General features: G+C 71.9%; 7 protein-coding genes. All 7 read left to right on the top strand.

Translation table 11 applies throughout. The annotated features are described in order from the left end of the window. Nucleotides 1-5 precede the first annotated feature (5 nt). The 7 genes from AC0682_RS25835 (at nt 6) to AC0682_RS25805 (ending at nt 18,792) form a co-directional block, all read left to right on the top strand. Entirely contained in the window at nt 6-4,439 is a 4,434-nt protein-coding gene (locus AC0682_RS25835; protein WP_478535396.1) for a beta-ketoacyl synthase N-terminal-like domain-containing protein, read from the top strand. Then, the gene (locus AC0682_RS25830) at nt 4,432-12,843 is read left to right on the top strand and encodes a type I polyketide synthase (protein WP_478535394.1); all 8,412 of its coding nucleotides are present in this window, start codon (nt 4,432-4,434) and stop codon (nt 12,841-12,843) included. Before AC0682_RS25835 ends, AC0682_RS25830 begins: the two co-directional genes overlap by 8 nt. Then, nucleotides 12,840-13,904 carry a ketoacyl-ACP synthase III family protein gene (locus AC0682_RS25825; protein ID WP_478535393.1) on the top strand — a complete coding sequence of 355 codons (1,065 nt, stop codon included), beginning with the start codon at nt 12,840-12,842 and terminating at the stop codon, nt 13,902-13,904. Before AC0682_RS25830 ends, AC0682_RS25825 begins: the two co-directional genes overlap by 4 nt. Continuing rightward, on the top strand, nt 13,904-15,151 hold the full coding sequence (fabD, locus tag AC0682_RS25820) for an ACP S-malonyltransferase (RefSeq protein ID WP_478535392.1): 1,248 nt from the start codon (nt 13,904-13,906) through the stop codon (nt 15,149-15,151). Before AC0682_RS25825 ends, fabD begins: the two co-directional genes overlap by 1 nt. Nucleotides 15,152-15,457: 306 nt before the next feature. Further along, nucleotides 15,458-15,877: a helix-turn-helix transcriptional regulator gene (locus AC0682_RS25815; RefSeq protein ID WP_478535391.1), complete on the top strand. Its 420-nt coding sequence runs from the start codon at nt 15,458-15,460 to the stop codon at nt 15,875-15,877. A gap of 10 nt (nt 15,878-15,887) precedes the next feature. Then, a complete protein-coding gene (locus AC0682_RS25810; RefSeq protein ID WP_478535389.1) occupies nt 15,888-16,304 on the top strand; it encodes a VOC family protein in 417 nt (138 codons plus the stop codon). Nucleotides 16,305-16,398: 94 nt separating this feature from the next. Beyond that, nucleotides 16,399-18,792 (top strand): ATP-binding cassette domain-containing protein, encoded by a 2,394-nt coding sequence (locus AC0682_RS25805; protein WP_478535388.1) that lies wholly within the window; start codon nt 16,399-16,401, stop codon nt 18,790-18,792. The last annotated feature ends 182 nt before the right edge of the window (nt 18,793-18,974 follow it).

Below are 18,974 nucleotides of genomic sequence, written 5' to 3'. Positions count from 1 at the left end.
TGATCATGAAACAGCTGCTGCTCGACTTTCTCTGGTCCCATCTGCGCACCCTCGGCGCGTTCCGTGCGTCCGGGCAGACTCCGGAGGCCGCACGGGAGTCGGCAGGCCTCGCGCCGGGCTACGGTGCCTGGTTCGACGAGTGCCTGCGCATCTTCGAGGGGGCCGGCTACATCGACCGGCGGGACGGCAGGATCCTGCTCGACGATGCCAGGCCGCACCGGTCGATCGAGCAGCTGTGGCGCGAATGGGAGACGGAGAAACCCGCGTGGCAGGGGAATCCGGACCTCGCGGCCACCCACCTCCTGGTGGAGACCGCCTTACGCGCCTTCCCCGACATCCTCAGCGGACGGCGGTCGGCCACCGAGGTCATCTTCCCCGGCGGATCGCTGGAGCTGGTGCGACACGCCTACGCGACCAATCCGGCGTCCGCGTTCTTCAACCAGGTGCTGGCCGCCGACCTGGTGGCGCGGCTGCGACGGCGGGCAGGGGACCGGACGGCGGACGGAGCGCGGATCCTGGAGATCGGCGCCGGTACGGGTGCCACGAGCGCCGTCGTCCTGGAGGCGCTGCGGTCCGCGCGGCTGGACGTGCGCGAGTACCGCTACACCGACATATCAAGGGCCTTCCTCAACCACGCGGAGCGTTCGTTCGGTGCGGAGAACCCCTGGCTGACCTACGGAATCCTGGACATCGAGCACCCGGTGGCGGACCAGGGGCTCACCCTCGGCGGGTACGACGCCGTGGTCGCCGCCAACGTCCTGCACGCGACCCGGGACATCCGCCACACCCTGCGCAACGCCAAGGCGCTGCTCCGGCCCGGCGGACTGCTGGTCCTGAACGAGCTGACCGCGAACAACCTGCTCAGCCAGTTCTCGTTCGGCCTGCTCGACGGATGGTGGCGCTACGAGGACCCGCACCTGCGGATCCAGGGCAGCCCGTTGCTGTCCACGGCGCACTGGCGGAACGTCCTGACGCAGGAGGGGTTTCGCGCGATCGTTCTGCCCGCGCGGGACGCCGAGGACCTGGGACAGCAGATCATCGTGGCCGAGAGCGACGGCGTCGTACGACAGGCGACGGCCGTGCTGCGCCCGTCCCTGCCCCACGTGGAGGCGGTGCCAGAGAGTCCGGCGCCGACCGTGGCCGGACACAGCGCCGGGAGCGAGCCCGGAGACGGGCTGCGCGCCCGCATCGAGGCGGTCGCGCTCGATGTGCTGGCAGAGGCGCTGGACATCCCGCGGACGAGGATCGCGCGGGACGAGCCCTTCTCGAACTACGGGCTCGATTCCATCTTCGCGGTGAACGTGGCCCGGACCCTCGGCGGGACGCTCGGCATCGACCTCGACATCACGGTGCTGTTCGAGCACAACACCCTGGCGGAATTGGGCGAGTTCATCGTCTCCGAGTACGCCGAGGAGCTGCGGGACGTTCTGCCGCCGGAGCCCGCACCGCCAAAGGAGGCGTCCGGCCCCGTGCGACCTCGACCGCAGCCCGAGCGGGACGAGGCCGCGCTCGACGGCATGGCGGTCGTCGGCATGTCCGCACGCTTCCCCGGCGCCGACGACGTCGACGAGTTCTGGCGGATCGTCGAGCAGGGCAGACGGTGCATCACCGCACCGCCCCAAGAGCGTGCCGACTGGGCGGGCCACGGCGACGAGGCCGCCGCGCTGCGGGGCGGATTCCTCGACGGGGTCCATGAATTCGACCCGCTCTTCTTCCGCATGTCGATGACCGAGGCGCGCCAGGTGACGCCGGAGCTGCGCCTGCTGCTGATGGCCTCGTGGAACGCCGTGGAGGACGCGGGCTACCGGGCGACCGAGCTGCGGAGCCGGCCCACGGGCGTCTTCGTCGCCACGACGCAGAGCGAATACCGGCCCGCGGCCATGGACTTGCTGAGCCTCCCGTCTCCCGCGACGCTGCCCAACCGGATCTCGTACCTGCTCGACCTCAACGGCCCCAGCGAGCAGTGCGACACGACGTGCTCGTCCTCCTTCGTGGCCCTGCACCGGGCGATCCGCTCCATCCGCGACGGCGAGTGCGAGCAGGCGATCGTCGGCGGGGTGAACCTGGTGATGTCGCCCGCCGGTTTCGGCGGGATGCGGGCCGCCGGGATGCTCAGCCCGGGCGGCGACGTCCGGCCGTTCCAGGAGGGCGCCGACGGTACGGTGCGCAGCGAGGGCGTCGCCGCCGTACTGGTCAAACCACTGCGCCGGGCCCTGGAGGACGGGGACTTCGTCCACTGCGTCGTGCGCGGCACCGGCGTGGCCCACGGCGGGAGGGGCGTGTCCTTCACGGCACCGAACATCAGGGGCATGAAGACAGCCGTCGCGCACGCCCACGCCGATGCCGCGATCGATCCGGGCGCCGCGGACTACATCGAGGCCCACGGCATGAGTTCGATGCTGGCGGACAGCGCGGAGCTGGCGGCACTCGGCGCCGGACACCGTACGGAGGACGAGAGCGAGGATGTGACGTATCTGGGCAGCGTGAAGCCCTGCATCGGGCACACCGAGGTCGTCTCCGGCCTGGCCGCGCTGGTGAAGACCGCGCAGGCCATGCGGCACGGTGTGATTCCGGCGCTCCCGGGCTTCGGGCGGCTCCATCCCGACCTCTCCCTCAAGGGGACGCGGCTGCGCATCGCCGAGCGGAACCTGCCCTGGCCCGAGCGCACCGACGCCGTCGGCCGTCCGCTGCCGCGCCGCGCGGGCATGCACAGCTTCGGAATCGGCGGCGTGAACGCGCATGTGGTGCTGGAACAGCACATCGCCCCCGCGCTCCCGGACGACGACCCGGGTGCGCAGGTCCTCGTGCTCTCGGCGCGGAGCGTCGACGCCCTGCGCGAGCGGGCGCGCCGGCTGACGCACCGGCTCGCCGAAGCCGATCCGCGCTCCTGGGCGGACATCGCGTACACGTTGCAGGTCGGCCGGGAAGCGATGAGCTGCCGACTGGCCTTCGTGGCCCGGAGCACCGAGGAGGCCGCTCGCATGCTGGGCGGTTGGCTCGACGAGGACCCGGACACGCTCGCCCGCGTGGCGTTCACCGACGGCGTCGATCCCGCTGCCGAAGCCGGCCACGACGGGAACCCGACGCGGCTGGACGACGTGGCGGAACACTGGGTCGCCGGCACGTCCGTCGACTGGGACCTGATGCATCGCGGCGCCCGACGCAGGCGGATCCCCCTGCCCGGGTACCCCTTCGCCCGGCTGAGCTGTTTCGCCGAGCAGACGCCGCGGCCGGATCAGGCCGCGCACACAGGCGTCGGCACTCCCCACGGCGAGGACCGCGAAGCCTTCGTCGCCGACCTCGTCGCCTCGGTGCTGGGCCTGCCGCGCCACGAGATCGACGGCACGAGGTCGCTCGCGGACTACGGTCTCAACTCCCTGCTGCTGGTCGCGATGCTGGGCCGGATCAGCAGTGTGTTCCCGGGATTCCGGCCGGAATGGTGGCAGCCGCACGACACGTTGAACGACGTGGTCGCGAGGCTGTCCGAAGCGGAGGCCCGCTCCACACACGCGTCGGCCCCGGAGCTGGTGCGCCTCAACGGTGCGACCGAGGGCAGGCCGGTCTTCTGGATCCACGGCGCCCTGGCCGGCGTCGAGTCCTACCGTACGATCGCCGGGCGGATCGACCGCCCGTTCTACGGCATCCAGGCCCGCGGCCTGCTGACCGAGGACCCCCCGATCGAGGGCGTCACGGCCATGGCCGAGTACTACACCGAGGTCATCCGCTCGGTGCAGCCCGAAGGGCCGTACGACGTCGGCGGATTCTGCCTCGGTGGCATCGTCGCCTATGAAGTGACCCGGCGGCTGCAGGCGCAGGGCCAGGACGCGGCGTCGCTGACGATGGTGGACTCGCCGGACGAGACCGGCCTGGCGAAGGCGAACGCGAACGGGTTCCAGTCGGCGCGGAGCGCGGCCCTCCAGGTCGTCAACTCCCTGCTCTGGCCGGCGGGGGAGAAGGACCCGGCGGCCCTGCGGGCCAGTCTCGTCCACCGGGACGAGGTCGCGGAAGAGCTGGACGAGGACGCGTTCGTCCTGCGGCTCGCGGAGCTGGCGGCCGAGCGCGGGCTGGCCATGAGACCTGACCGGACCGCGCGGTTCGTCAGACGCACCATGGCGATCCAGCTCGCCTACCGGCTCGGAGAGCACACCATCAGGCCCCTGCCGCGGCCGGAAGCCGTGGTGTGCACCTACTTCCGCAACCGGCGCGGGCTCTTCCTGGGCGAGGTCGAACCCTACTTCCAGGTCGCGGGCGAGACCTTCTCCCTCGACCACGTGAACTACCGGCAGGACTGGGAGCGTGAGCTCCCGGGCCTCCGCCTGGTGGAGATCGACGCCGCGAACCACATGACGATCCTGAACGACGCGGGGCCGCTCGCCGCGATCGAGGAGACCTGCCTGGCGCTCTACGCGCCCGACGAGATCGGGGCCACCTGTGTCTGACCTGACCGCCGCCCGGACGGACGGCCGCCACGAGCCGGTGGCGATCGTCGGCATCGGCTGCCGGCTGCCGGCCCGGATCGAGGACCCGGCCGCGCTCTGGCAGGCGCTGCTCGACGGCGTCGACGCGGTGCGCCAGGTGCCGGCCGACCGGTGGAACGCCCCCGCATGGGCCGACGCGGAGGCGTCCGGCGCGGCGGCGAACCGCCGGGGCGGATTCCTCGACGACGTCACCGGATTCGACGCGGAGTACTTCGGTATCCCCCCGGCCGAGGCACGGCAGATGGACCCGCAGCAGCGGATCGCCCTGGAGGTGGCGTGTGCCGCCGTCGAGGACGCGCGGCGCTCCACCGAGAGCCTCGCGGGCACCCGCACCGGCGTCTTCATGGGTGCGATGTGGCAGGAGTACCCGCTGTTCACGCAGGGCGCCACCGAGGCGATCCACGCCCACTCGGCCATCGGCTGGGACACCTCGGTGATCCCGTCCCGCATCGCGTACGCGCTGGGGCTGCGCGGCCCCGCGATGGGTGTGGCGACCGCGTCCAGCTCCTCCCTGGTCGCGGTGCACCTCGCCGTGCAGAGCCTGCGCTCCGGCGAGTCGGACTTCGCCCTCGCCGGTGGCGTCAACCTGATGCTGCATCCGAACACCTCGGTGGCCATGACGAGACTCGGCACCCAGAGCCCTGACGGCCTGTGCCGGGCCTTCGACGCCGACGGCGACGGCTACGCCCGGGGCGAGGGCTGCGCGGTGGTCGCGCTGCGTCGGCTGTCCGATGCGCTCGCCGACGGCGACCGCGTCTACGCACTGGTGCTCGGCAGCGCCGTCAACAACGACGGCGCGACGGACGGACTGACCGCCCCCGGCCACGAGGCGCAGACAGAGGTGCTGCGGTCGGCGTGGGAGAACGCCGGGGTCGCACCGTCATCGGTGTCCTACGTCGAGGCGCACGGCACGGGCACGCCCCTGGGCGACGTGACGGAGGCGGGCGCGCTCGGCACCGTGTTCGGGCCCGACCGGCCCGCGCCGCTGCGCATCGGCTCCGCGAAGACGAACTTCGGCCATCTCGAAGCGGCGGCCGGCGTGCTCGGGCTCGTCAAGGCCGCGCTGGCGGTGCACCACGGCGTCCTTCCGCCGAGCCTGCACTTCCGCACACCGAACCCGCGCATCGACTTCTCCGCCGAACGGCTGGACGTGGTCACCGAGGCGGCCTCGTGGCCGCACGGGCCGCGGTTCGCGGGGGTGAGCAGCTTCGGATACGGCGGCACCAACGCCCATGTCGCCCTCGGTGAGGCGCCCGAGAGCACGCTGGTGCCGGGCGCACCGGACGCGGGCGGTCCGGTCTGCCTCGCGGTGTCCGGCACGAGCCCGAACGCGCTCGCGCGCAACGCCGCACGGCTGGCCGGCCACCTCCGGCAGTCGCCCGGGACGAGGCTGTCCGACGTGGCGCACTCGCTGGCGACGACCCGCACCCAGCACCCCACGCGTGGCGTGGTGATCGCCGGTACGACGGACGAGGCGGTGGCCGGTCTTCGGGCGCTCGCCGCCGACGAGAGCCACGACGCGGTGGTGACGGGCGCGGCTGCCGAGCGCGGCCGCGTCGCGTTCGTCTTCCCCGGCCAGGGCGCCCAGTGGTGGGGGATGGGCCGGTCGCTGTGGGAGCAGAACGACGCCTTCCGCGAGGCCGTGACGGCCTGCGACGAGGCCCTCGCCCCGCACACCGGGTTCTCGGTCGCCGCGATCGTGCGGGGGCGGGACGGTACCCCGCCCTCCTTCACGCGTACGGACGTGGTGCAGCCGGCGCTGTTCGCGATGTATGTCGGTCTCGCCGCGATGTGGCGTGCCTGGGGTGTCGAGCCCTCAGCGGTCGTCGGCCACAGCCAGGGTGAGGTGGCCGCGGCCGTCGTCAGCGGGGCGTTGAGCCTGGCGGACGGCGCCCGCATCGTGGCGTTGCGCGCCCGGGCCGTGCACGACCACGCGCCGGACGGGGCGATGGGGCTCGTGGAGCGCCCGGTGGGCCAGGTCACCGAGGAGCTGGCGGCCTGCGGCGAGGCGCTGTCCGTCGCGGTGGTGAACACCGCGCGATCGACCGTCGTGGCCGGAGACACCGAGGCGGTGGACCGTTTCCTCGCGCGGATGGAGGCCACCGGCGCGTACTGCCAGCGCGTGGACGTGGACTACGCCTCGCACAGCCCGCACATGGATGCGCTGCTGCCGGCCCTGCGCGAGCAGCTCACGGGCCTTGCCCCCGCGCACGCAGGGGTCGCCTTCTATTCGAGCGTGACGGGGGAGCGGGCGGCCGGGCCGGAGCTCGACGCGGACTACTGGTGCCGCAACCTGCGCGAGCCGGTCCGCTTCGACCGAGCGCTGGAACGTCTGCGAGCGGACGGGTTCGCGACCTTCGTCGAGGTCAGTCCGCATCCGGTGCTCCAGATAGCCCTGGTACAGGGAACCGAAGCCGACGGGGCGGCCGTCGTGGTGGGCAGCCTGCGCCGTGGCCACGGCGGGGTCGAGCAGGCGCTGCGAGGGCTGGCGGAGCTGCACGTCCAAGGGGTCCCGGTCCCCTGGGAGCGTGTGTTGTCGACCTCGGACGTGAACAGGGCGGACCTTCCGACGTACGCGTTCGACCACCGCAGCTACTGGCTGGACGAACACGACGACGCGGTCCCGGCCGTCAGCACGGCCTCGTGGCGCGAGGACGTGATGGCGCTGCCCGCATCCGAGCGTCCCGGATCCCTGGTCGCACTCGTCAAGGAGGAGGCCGCGGCACTGCTCGGCCGACCCGTGGACGGCGTCCGCCCGGACCTGACGCTGCGCGAACAGGGTTTCGACTCCCTCATGGTGGTCGAGCTGCGGAACCGGCTCAGCGCACGGACACGGGTCCCGCTGCCCACGGTGCTCGCCTTCGACTACCCCACACCGCAAGCGATCGCGAACCTGCTGCTGACGCACGCCGATGCGCAGTACGAGGCTCCGAAGGCCCCGCCCGCCGTCGCCGCGGTGCCCGTGCGGCCCGACGCTGACGACCCGGTCGTGATCGTGTCGATGGCCTGTCGGCTTCCGGACGGAATCGACACACCCGAAGCGTTCTGGGAACTGCTCGCCGACGGCCGCGAAGCCTCCTCCCCGTTCCCGCGGCGCTGGGACGGGTGGGATCTCGGCACGATCGAGGAGACGGAGCGGGCCGCCACCGGCAGACGCTTCGAGCGCAAGGGCGGCTTCGTACGCGACGTCGAGGACTTCGACGCCGCGTTCTTCGGGATCAGCCCGCGTGAGGCGCTGTCCCTGGACCCGCAGCAGCGGCTCGTGCTGGAAGTCGTATGGGAGGCACTGGAGCGGGCCAACCTGCGCTCCGCGTCCCTGGAAGGCAGCAACACGGGTGTCTACCTCGGCGCGATGAGTTCGGACTACGACGTCGCCCGGCGCTGGGACGTCGGGAGCAGCGACGGCTACAAGATCACGGGCAACGGGTCGAGCCTCATCTCCGGGCGGGTGGCGTACACACTCGGCCTGTCCGGGCCGGCGCTCACCATCGACACCGCGTGCAGCTCCTCGCTCGTGGCCCTGCGCCTGGCGTGCGAGGCGCTGCGCAGCGGCGAGTGCGACCTGGCGTTCGCCGGGGGAGTGACCGTGATGAGCACCCCGCAGATCTTCGTCGAGTTCAGCCGCCTCGACGGGCTCGCGGCCGACGGCCGCTGCAAGAGCTTCGCCGACGGCGCCGACGGGACGAGCTGGGCGGAAGGCTGCGGTGTCCTGGTCCTCAAGCGGCTCTCGGACGCGAGGCGCGACGGTGACCGGGTGCTGGCCGTGGTGCGGGGCACCGCCATGAACCAGGACGGCCGCAGCCAGGGGCTCACCGCGCCGAACGGCCTCGCGCAGCAGCGCGTGGTCCGCAGCGCCCTGTCCGACGGGGGACTGGCCCCGGCCGACATCGACGCCGTCGAAGCGCACGCCACGGGCACCGTGCTCGGCGATCCCATCGAGGCCGGTGCCCTTGCCGCGGTGTTCTCGGGCCGCGTACGACCCCTGCACCTGGGATCGGCCAAGTCCAACATCGGGCACGCCCAGGCCGCCTCCGGCGTCATCGGAGTCATCAAGATGGTGATGGCGCTCCAGCACGAGCGGCTGCCCCGCACGCTCCACGCCGAGAAGCCGAACACCCGGATCGACTGGACCGGCGGCGAACTGGAGCTTCTGCGGCAGCCGAGGCCGTGGCCGCGGACACGGCGGGTGCGTCGCGCCGGTATCAGCTCCTTCGGCATCAGTGGCACGAACACGCACGTCATCATCGAAGAGGCACCACAGATCGAAGAGGCACCACAGATCGGGGAAGCACCCCAGATGGTCGTCGCGGACCGGTCCGGCGACGATCTCGCCCACCCGTTGGTGATCTCCGCCCCCGACGTGGCCGCTCTGCGTGCGCAGGCCGCGCACTGGGCCCAGTGGCTCGACGCACGGCCCGCCGCGCCGATGAGGGACATCGCCTACACCTCCGCCGTCGGCCGTACGCACTTCGACGCCCGCGCCGTGGTCTTCGCGGGCGACGCCGAGGGTGCCGCCGAAGCCCTGCGGGCGATCGAGCCCGGCTCCGGCACGGCGCTGGGCGAGGTCGCCTTCGTCTTCGGCGGCCAGGACGCGCAGCCGCCCGGGGGGAGCAGTCGACTTCTGGAGCAGAGCGCGGTGTTCCGCGACACCGTGGCGGAGTGCGACGCGGTCCTCTCGCCGCTGACCGGCTGGTCCGTGCTGAAGGTGCTGCGCGGCGAGGAGCACGTGGACAGCCCTGATGCGCTGCCGTGCACGCTGTTCGCGACCCACCTCGGGCATGCGGCGCTGTGGCGCAGTTGGGGTGTGGAGCCGGCGGCGGTGGTGGGCGACGCGCAGGGCGAGGTCGCCGCCGCCGTGGTGAGCGGGGCGTTGAGCCTGGCGGACGGTGCCCGCGTCATCGCGACGCGGGCCCGCTCGTCGTCGGGGAACACGGTCGGCCATCCGATGTCGGGGATGGTTCCCGCCCGGACCTCCGTCCCCTTCTACTCGCGTCTCACGGGCGAGGCCGTGCCGGGCCCGGAGCTCGGCGGCGACTACTGGTTGCGTGACCTGCCGGAGCCGGAGCAGGAGTCCGGGGGGCTCGACCACGTGCTGGAGCGGCTGCGCGGCCAGGGGTTCGGAGCGTTCGTCGAGATCGGCCCGCCCTCCGAAGGCGCCTCGGGCGGCGTGGACCAGCTGTGGCGAGCGGCCGCGACCTTGTTCGAACGGGGCTTCCCTCTCGACTGGGAGCGAGTCCTGGGGGCCCGTGGCGCCGACAAGGTCGACATCCCGACGTACGCGTTCCAACGCCGACGCTTCTGGCTCGGGGAGCTTCCGGCCGGGCCCGCTGCGGTGACGGACGGTCAGTCCACGTCCGGCCACCCCTGGTTCGATGCGGCCACGACGCTCGCAGGCGGTGGTGGCCACCTGTTCACCGGTCGGCTCTCGCTCGACGACGGCCCGTGGCTGGCCGATCACGTCGTCGGCGGGCAGGTCTACGTGCCGGGCGCGGGCCTGACCGACGCCGCGCTGTTCGCCGCGCGGACCGCAGGCGCCGACGCCCTGACGGACCTGACGCTGCTGGAGCCGGTGGTTCTGCTTCCGGGTCGCGCACTGCGGATCCAGGCCACCGTCGGTGATCCGGACAGCCACGGACGGCGCCCCTTCACGTTGCACAGCCAGCCCGAGGACACGGACGAGCCGCTGGTCTGGCAGCAGCATGTGACCGGAGAGTGCGTGACCCGCGAGGGCGCCGACGCCACGGTGCCGCCGGACCTCGGCAACCGGCCGGTGCCCGATGCCCGCGCCCTCGACGTCCAGGCCTTCTACGCACGCGCCCTCGCCAACGGGCTCGACTACGGACCGGCGTTCCGGGGACTGCGCGAACTCACCTGCCGCGACGGCGTCTACTACGCCCGGGTGTCCCTCCCCGACGAGCTGGACCCGGGCGAACACGGCCTGCATCCGGCGTTGTTCGACGCGGCCCTGCAGGTCGTCGTCGCCGGTCTGATGGAGGCGGGCGCGGCTCCCGGTCCGCTCGTCCCGTTCATCTGGTCGGACGTCGAGCTGTTCCGTGCCGCGGGCAGAGAACTGACCGTGCGCGTGTCGTACGAGTCCGGCGGAGACGGGGACCTCGCGTCGGCCACCGTCCGGCTGGCCGACCCGGCAGGCCACCCGGTGGCCCGGATCGGTGGGCTGCAGTTCCAGCGCGGCCGACGCCGCGGACACGCGTTCGCCGAGCACCTCTACCGCGTCGGCTTCGAACCCGTACACCCCCAGGACGAAACCCCCGACCCCGCGGGCACTGTCGTGGTCGGTGACGCGGAGTTGGGCGCGGGGCTCGGCGCCGACGTCGTAGCCGACCTGGACGCCCTCGTGAAGCGGCTCGACAGCCGGGCCGATGCGCCTCGGCGGCTGCTGTTCGCGCTGCCCGACCACGCGTCCGCCCAGGGGCAGGAAGCGGAACGGAGCGCCGCCGAAGCGCTGCGGACGCTGCGGGTGTGCCTGGGTGAGGCCCGGCTCCAGGGCACGGAGCTGGTCTGGATCACCCGGGACGCGGTGTCGTCGAGCCCTGACGACCAGGTACGGAACTGGGCCCACGCCGCCGTGTGGGGCATGGTGCGTACGGCCCGCACGGAACAACCGGAGCGCGTCCTGCGCCTGATCGACCTCGATCCCGGTACCCCGGACTTCCCGCTCCTGGCGCGTGTGATCGGGACCGGCGGCGAGCCGGAGTGCGTACTGCGCGGCGGGACCGTCCACGTACCACGGGCGAGGCCGACCGTCGAGGAGGTCGACGCGCTCGTCCTGCCGGACGAAGGCAGCTGGCACGTGCGTCAGCGGGAGGACGGCCGGTTGGACGTCATCGCCGCCACGCACGACGAGGGCGAGCCGGGGCCGGTCGCGCCGTCGCAAGTCCGCGTCGAGGTACGGGCGGCCGGGATGAGCCCGGAGCAGGCACAGGCCCTGGAATTCGCGGGAACCGTCATGGAGGTAGGCAGCGGCGTCACCTCCGTACACGTCGGTGACCGGGTCATGGGCCGTGCGCGGGCCGCGCTCGGCAAGGAGATCCGGGTGGAGGGCGCCACCCTCAGGCCGATGCCCGCCAACCTCACCTTCGCCCAGGCGGCCGCTGGGCCCTCCGCCACCGAACTGAGGCACGACCAGGGATCGTTCACCGCCTTCGACGTACGCGAAGCGCCGTACGCCCTGCGCCACGCGCAGCAGAACGCCGCACGCACGACCGTACTGACCCTGCCACGCGCTCTCGATCCGCGCGGCACGGTGCTGATCAGCGGCGGACTCGGCGAACTCGGCAGCGAACTCGCCGCCCACCTGGTCCGCGCGCACGGGGTGCGGCGGCTCGTGCTGCTGTCGCGGCGCGGTGGCAGCACCCCCGAAGCCGGCTCGTTCGTGCGGGAACTCGAAGCCGCGGGCGCCGAGCGAGTGGACCTGGTCGCGGTCGACATCACGGACCGTGCCCCAGTGGCCGCGGTCCTGGAAGGGATCCACCCGAGCCATCCCCTCACGGCCGTGTTCCACCTCGCCGGCGTGCTCGACGACGGCCTCGTGGAGGGCTACACCGCAGAGCGGCTGCACCGGGTGATGGCGCCCAAGGTCCAGGGCGCGCGCCTGCTGGACGAGTTGACCGAGCGGCTGGACCTGGCCGCGTTCGTCCTCTTCTCCTCGGCGGCCGGAACGCTGGGCACAGCCGGACAGGGCGGGTACGCGGCTGCCAACGCGACGCTGGACGCCCTGGCGGCGAACCGGCGCAAGCGGGGCCTTGCCGGACTCAGCCTCGCTTTCGGGCTCTGGGAGCAGGCCGGAGTGGGCATGACCGCCCACCTCGGCAAGGCCGAGCTGGGACGCCTGCGGCGTCAGGGGGTCGGCGCCCTGACCCTGGCCGAGGGCCTGCATGCCCTGGACGTCGCACTCGCGCGGCCCGAAACCCAGCTGATGCCCGTACGCCTGGAACTGGCATCGCTGCGACACGCGCTCGGTGATGCGGAAGCGCCGCCCTTGCTGCGCGGCATGCTCAAGCGCACAACCGAAGGGCGCGCGCCCGGAGTTCCCGGGACCGGGCAGTCGCTCGACGCGCGGATGGCGGACGCCTCCGAAGCCGAACGACCGGCTCTGCTGCTGCACCTCGTCCGCAGCGAAGTCGCCGACGTGCTCGGACTGCCCGGACCCGACAGCGTGCCGGTCGACCGGGCACTGCGTTCCCTCGGGCTCGACTCGCTCACCATGGTCCAGTTGCGCAAGCGCCTCGCCAAGCGACTGAACACCACGCTGCCCGCCACCCTGGTCTTCGACTACCCGACCGCCGAGGCCATCACCGGGCTCCTGCTCCATGACACCACCACCTCACGAGGGAACGAGAAGTGAAGACTGAGGCCCTGTTCATCGCGGGTACCGCAACCTATCTGCCCCCGGCGACCAAGGTCGAACAGGCCGTCGCCGAAGGCAGGTTCGACGCCCAGGACGCCGAGGACACGCAGCTCGAGTCGGTCTGCGAGGCCACGGACGAAGCTCCGCCCGAGATGGCGGTGGCCGCTGCCAGGGATGCCCTGGAAAGGTCGGGTCACCGGGGCGAGGACATCGCGCTGCTGCTGCACGCCTGCGTGTACTTCCAAGGCCTTGAGCTCTACCCGACGGCCTCCTACATCCACCGCGAGGTGCTCGGGGACCATTCGGCACTCGCCTTCGAGGTCAAGAACGCCTCCAACGGCTGCATGACCGCCTTGGACATCGCGGCACGGTCCCTCGCGGCCACCGACGACGTGGCGGCGCTGGTGACCACCGCCGACAAGGTGAGCCTCCCGGCGATCGACCGCTGGAACAGCGACATCGGCATCGTCCCCGGCGACGGCGCGTCGGCGATGGTGGTCAGCAAGAGGTCCGGGTTCGCACAGGTCCTGAGCACCTCCACGGTGTCGGACCCCACCCTGGAGCGGCTGCACCGCGGCGACGCGCCCTTCACGCCTCACCACGACCCCGCGCTCCCCATCGATCTGCGCCTGCGCAAACTGCAGTACCTGGGAGATGTGGAACTCGACGAGTTCACCCGCCGGTTCCGGGCAGGCCTGAGCGACTGCGTCGACGGGGCCCTGCGCGACGCGGGCACAGGTCTGGGGGACATCGCCCGGTTCGTGGTTCCGCACTTCGGCCGCATCGTGCTGCAGCGCGAGGTCCTCGCGGCACTCGACATCGACCTCGATCTCACGACCTGGTCCTGGGGCCGCACCGTCGGCCACCTCGGCGCGGGCGACCAGATCGCCGGACTCAGCCACCTCGTGGAGCAGCGTGCCGTGGACGTCGGTGACCTCTGCATGCTGCTCGGCGTCGGTGCGGGCTTCACCTGGACGTGCGCCGTGGTCCGGATCGTCGAGCTTCCCGAGTGGTCGGCGCGGTCGGCCGGTTCCGGCCTCGGAGGCGGGCGGATCTGATGCGCTGCCACGTGTTCCCGGGTCAGGGCACCCAGAAGAAGGGGATGGGGCGGAGCCTCTTCAAAAGGTTCCCCGACCTCAGCCGCCGCGCCGACCGGGTGCTCGGCTACCCGATCGAAGAGCTGTGTCTGGAGAACCCGGAACGACGGCTGTCCGATACGGCGTACGCGCAGCCCGCGATCTACGTCGTCAACGCGCTGCACTGGTGGGCGGCGCGGGAGGACCTGCCCCCCGCGGACTTCTTCGCGGGCCACAGCCTCGGTGAGTACAGCGCCCTGCTCGCGGCCGGCGCCTTCGACTTCGAAACCGGCCTGACGCTGGTGCGACGCCGTGCGGAACTGATGAGCCGGGTCAGCGGCGGGGCGATGGCCGCGGTCGTCGGTCTCTCCGAGCAGATCGTCCAGGAGACCCTGAGGCAGCACGATGCCGCCGGCGTCGTCATCGCCAACTACAACGCGCCCGAGCAGTTCGTGCTCTCCGGCAGCCGCGAGGAACTGGCGCGGATCAGACCGGTCTTCGAGAAGGTGGAGGGTGTCCGGGGCTTCGTCCCGGTCCGCGTCAGCGGACCCTTCCATGCGCCGGCGATGGCCCCGGCCGCCGAGCGCTTCCGCTCCCTGCTGGCCTCGGTCGAGGTGGGCGAACTGCGGACACCGGTCATCTCCAACGTGACCGGCCGGCCGTTCGGTCCCGGAGCCGGGGAAGTCCGTGAACTGCTTGCCGAGCAGATCGCCAAGCCCGTCCGCTGGACCGACTGCATCCGGTATCTCCGGGACGCGGGCGTGTCGGTCTTCACGGAACTGGGCGAATCGAAGGTGCTCACCTCACTCATCGACCGGATCACCACCGCGCCGGAGCCCGCGCCCGACCCGCGCCGGGACCTGATCGAGCGCATCAAACGCGAGATCCTCCAGCCGGAGATCGGTGACGGGGCGCTGGGCTTCGACGAGGACGCGTCGTTCCGGCAGCTCGGCCTGAACTCCATCATCTACGTGCGCCTGGCCCGTCGGGTCGGGACGGTCCTCGGCGTTCCGGTCAAGCCGGACGTCATCTTCCAGCACCGTTCCTGCGCCGCGCTGGCGGACTACCTCCTGACCCGCGGCGACATCGCCCGAGCCGCAGCCCCCGAGGCTCCACCCGCGCCTCTGCGCGAGTACCAGGACGAACGGGTGACGGCCCTGCTGCGCGACTGCGCGAACGGGGCCCTCAGCGTGGACCGGACCATCGAGGCGATCCGCGCCCTCGCGTGACGAGACCCGAACACGCCGTCACTTCGCTCTCCGGGGGACACCCGCGCCGTTCTGCCGCCGGCAGAACACCGGCCGGGCCGTATCACGGCGCTCCGCACGCAAGGCGGGGGCACTCGCCGGGGCCACCGTGGCGACCGGGCTCGGCGTGGGGGCGGGTGCGCCGGGACGGGGCGCCGGGGCAGGCGCGGGCTCGGACCGCCTCACACCGCGGACGGCGTGGCGGCACCCACCGCCCGACGCCCGCGGACGGCGTCATGCCCGAAGGCCTGACGCCGCGAGCCGTCGGGCCCGTGGGAGGATGGCGGGGTGACGCTGGAGGATCTCGTCCGGTTGCGCCGGGCCCGCGACCGGATGGACCGTGACTACGCGGAGCCGCTGGACGTGCCCGCGCTGGCGCGGGGTGCGCTGATGTCGCCCGGCCATTTCTCCCGCAGTTTCCGTGCCGCGTACGGCGAGAGCCCGTACAGCTACCTCATGACCCGCCGGATCGAGCGGGCCAAGGCGCTGCTGCGCAGGGGCGACCTGTCGGTGACCGGGGTCTGCTTCGCGGTCGGGTGTACGTCGCTGGGGTCCTTCAGCTCCCGTTTCACCGAGCTGGTCGGGGAGAGCCCCAGCGCGTACCGGGCCCGGCCGCACGAGGAAGGCGCCGCCATCCCGGCCTGCGTCGCCAAGGTCCACACGAGACCGGTCAGGAACGGAGAAGCAAAACCTCCGGCCTCTCCGTAGCGTGAGGGGCATGGAAATCAAGCTCGCACAGACCTTCATCGCCGTCGACGACCACGACAAGGCGCTCACCTTCTACCGGGACGTTCTCGGTCTGGAGGTCCGCAACGACGTGGGGTTCGAGGGGATGCGCTGGGTGACGGTCGGCTCCCCGGCGCAGCCGGACGTGGAGATCGTCCTCGAACCGCCGCTCGCCGACCCCAACGCCCCGGCCGCCGACAGGCAGGCCATGGCCGAGCTGCTCGCCAAGGGCCTGCTGCGCGGCGCGATCTTCTCCACCGACGACGTCGACGCCACCTTCGAACGCATCCGCGCGGCCGGCGGAGAGGTGCTCCAGGAGCCGATCGACCAGCCGTACGGTGTCCGCGACTGCGCCTTCCGCGACCCCGCCGGGAACATGCTGCGCTTCAACCAGCCGCGCAAGGGCTGACGCCCGCCGATGAACCGGTTCCGACCGCCGAGCGGGGTCGGAACCGGACCGGGGCGATGACAGAGACGACGTGTGTGCGACAGATGGAGAGACGATGAGCAAGGCCGGGAAGACCGGATCGCAGTCGGCTGCGCAGCCGGTCGCCGACAGCCACGAAGTGATCCGTGTGCACGGGGCACGCGAGAACAACCTCAAGGATGTCGACATCGAGATCCCCAAGCGCCGGCTGACGGTGTTCACCGGGGTCTCCGGCTCCGGCAAGAGCTCCCTGGTCTTCGACACGATCGCCGCGGAGTCCCAGCGGCTGATCAACGAGACCTACAGCGCCTTCGTCCAGGGCTTCATGCCGACGCAGGCCCGCCCCGAGGTCGACGTCCTCGAAGGGCTGACGACGGCGATCATCGTCGACCAGCAGCGGCTGGGCGCCGACCCCCGTTCCACCGTCGGCACCGCCACCGACGCCAACGCGATGCTGCGCATCCTCTTCAGCCGGCTCGGCAAGCCCCACATCGGCTCGCCCAACGCGTTCTCCTTCAACGTGGCCTCCGTCAAGGCCAGTGGCGCGATCACCGTCCAGCGCGGCGCCGGGACCAAGACGGAGAAGCAGACCTTCACCCGCACCGGCGGCATGTGCGTCCGCTGCGAGGGCCGGGGCACGGTCTCCGACATCGACCTCACCCAGCTGTACGACGACACCAAGTCGATCGCCGAGGGCGCGTTCACCATCCCCGGCTGGAAGTCCGACAGCTGGTGGACCGTACGGACCTATGCCGAGTCGGGGTTCCTCGACCCGGACAAGCCGATCCGCAGGTTCACCAAGAAGGAGATGCAGGACTTCCTCTACCGGGAGCCCACCAAGGTGAAGGTCGAGGGCGTCAACCTCACCTTCGAAGGACTCATCCCCAAGATCCAGAAGTCGTTCCTCTCCAAGGACAGGGAGGCGATGCAGCCGCACATCCGCGCCTTCGTGGAGCGAGCGGTCACCTTCACCACCTGTCCCGAGTGCGAGGGCACCCGGCTCAGCGAGGGCGCCCGGTCCTCGAAGATCAGGAAGATCTCCATCGCCGACGCCTGCGCCATGCAGATCAGCGACCTGGCCGACTGGGTGCGTGAGCTGGACGAGCCCTCGGTGGCACCCCTGCTCGGCGCGCTGCTCGGCACCCTCGAATCGTTCGTGGAGATCGGTCTCGGCTATCTCTCGCTCGACCGCCCCTCGGGCACCCTCTCGGGCGGTGAGGCGCAGCGCGTCAAGATGATCCGCCACCTCGGCTCCTCGCTCACCGATGTCACCTACGTCTTCGACGAGCCCACCATCGGCCTGCACCCGCACGACATCCAGCGGATGAACGACCTGCTCCTGCGGCTGCGGGACAAGGGCAACACCGTCCTCGTCGTGGAACACAAGCCGGAGACGATCGCCATCGCGGACCACGTCGTCGACCTCGGCCCCGGGGCCGGCAGCGCGGGCGGCACCGTCTGCTTCGAGGGCACCGTGGACGGACTGCGCGCGGGCGGGACCCTCACCGGCCGCCACCTGGACGACCGGGCCGTCCTCAAGGAGAAGGTCCGCACGCCCTCCGGCACGCTGGAGATCCGCGGCGCCACCACGCACAACCTGAAGGACGTCGACGTGGACATCCCGCTCGGGGTGCTCTGCGTGGTCACCGGGGTCGCCGGCTCCGGCAAGAGTTCGCTCATCCACGGGTCGATCCCCGCCGGTGAGGACGTCGTCTCCGTCGACCAGACCGCGATCCGCGGTTCCCGCCGCAGCAACCCGGCGACGTACACCGGGCTCCTCGACCCGATCCGCAAGGCCTTCGCCAAGGCCAACGGCGTGAAGCCCGCCCTGTTCAGCGCCAACTCCGAGGGCGCCTGCCCCACCTGCAAGGGCGCAGGTGTCCTCTACACCGACCTGGCGATGATGGCGGGCATCGCCACCGTCTGCGAGGAGTGCGAGGGCAAGCGGTTCGAAGCCTCGGTCCTCGACCACCACCTCGGCGGCCGTGACATCAGCCAGGTGCTCGCGATGTCGGTGGACGAGGCCGAGACGTTCTTCTCCGAGGGCGAGGCGCGCACCCCCGCCGCCCACAGGATCCTCACCCGCCTCTCCGACGTCGGGCTCGGCTACCTCAGCCTCGGCCAGCCGCTCACCACGCTCTCCGGCGGTGAGCGCCAGCGGTTGAAGCTCGCCACCCACATGGGTGAGAAGGGCGGTGTGTACGTGCTCGACGAGCCGACCACCGGTCTGCATCTGGCCGACGTGGAGCAGCTGCTCGGGCTGCTGGACCGGCTGGTGGACTCCGGGAAGTCGGTGATCGTCATCGAACACCACCAGGCGGTCATGGCGCACGCCGACTGGATCGTCGACCTCGGCCCCGGCGCCGGACACGACGGCGGCCGGATCGTCTTCGAGGGCACCCCGGCCGACCTGGTCGCGGACCGCTCCACGCTCACGGGCGAGCACCTGGCGGCGTACGTGGGGGAGTGAGGGAACAGCGCTGTACGGGGCCGGGGCCGGGGGACCTCCCCTCGGGCCCGGCCGCCCCCCCCCGGACGGGCGGGGCCGGTCCCGCCCCCACGGGACCCCTGGCCCCCCCGCGTCCCCCGCCCGCGGCTCCTCGTGTTCCTGTGTCCTCGCCGACGGACGAGGAAGCGGAAGAGGGTGCGCCG

The sequence above is a fragment of the Streptomyces sp. NPDC043746 genome (genome assembly GCF_056436485.1).
This window is presented reverse-complemented; position numbering and strand designations above follow the sequence as displayed.

Excerpts from the sequence above, each read along its gene's own strand:
- AC0682_RS25835 (WP_478535396.1), top strand. The coding sequence starts at position 6 with ATGAAACAGCTGCTGCTCGACTTTCTCTGGTCCCATCTGCGCACCCTC.
- fabD (WP_478535392.1), top strand. The coding sequence starts at position 13,904 with ATGCGCTGCCACGTGTTCCCGGGTCAGGGCACCCAGAAGAAGGGGATG.
- AC0682_RS25810 (WP_478535389.1), top strand. The coding sequence starts at position 15,888 with ATGGAAATCAAGCTCGCACAGACCTTCATCGCCGTCGACGACCACGAC.
- AC0682_RS25805 (WP_478535388.1), top strand. The coding sequence starts at position 16,399 with ATGAGCAAGGCCGGGAAGACCGGATCGCAGTCGGCTGCGCAGCCGGTC.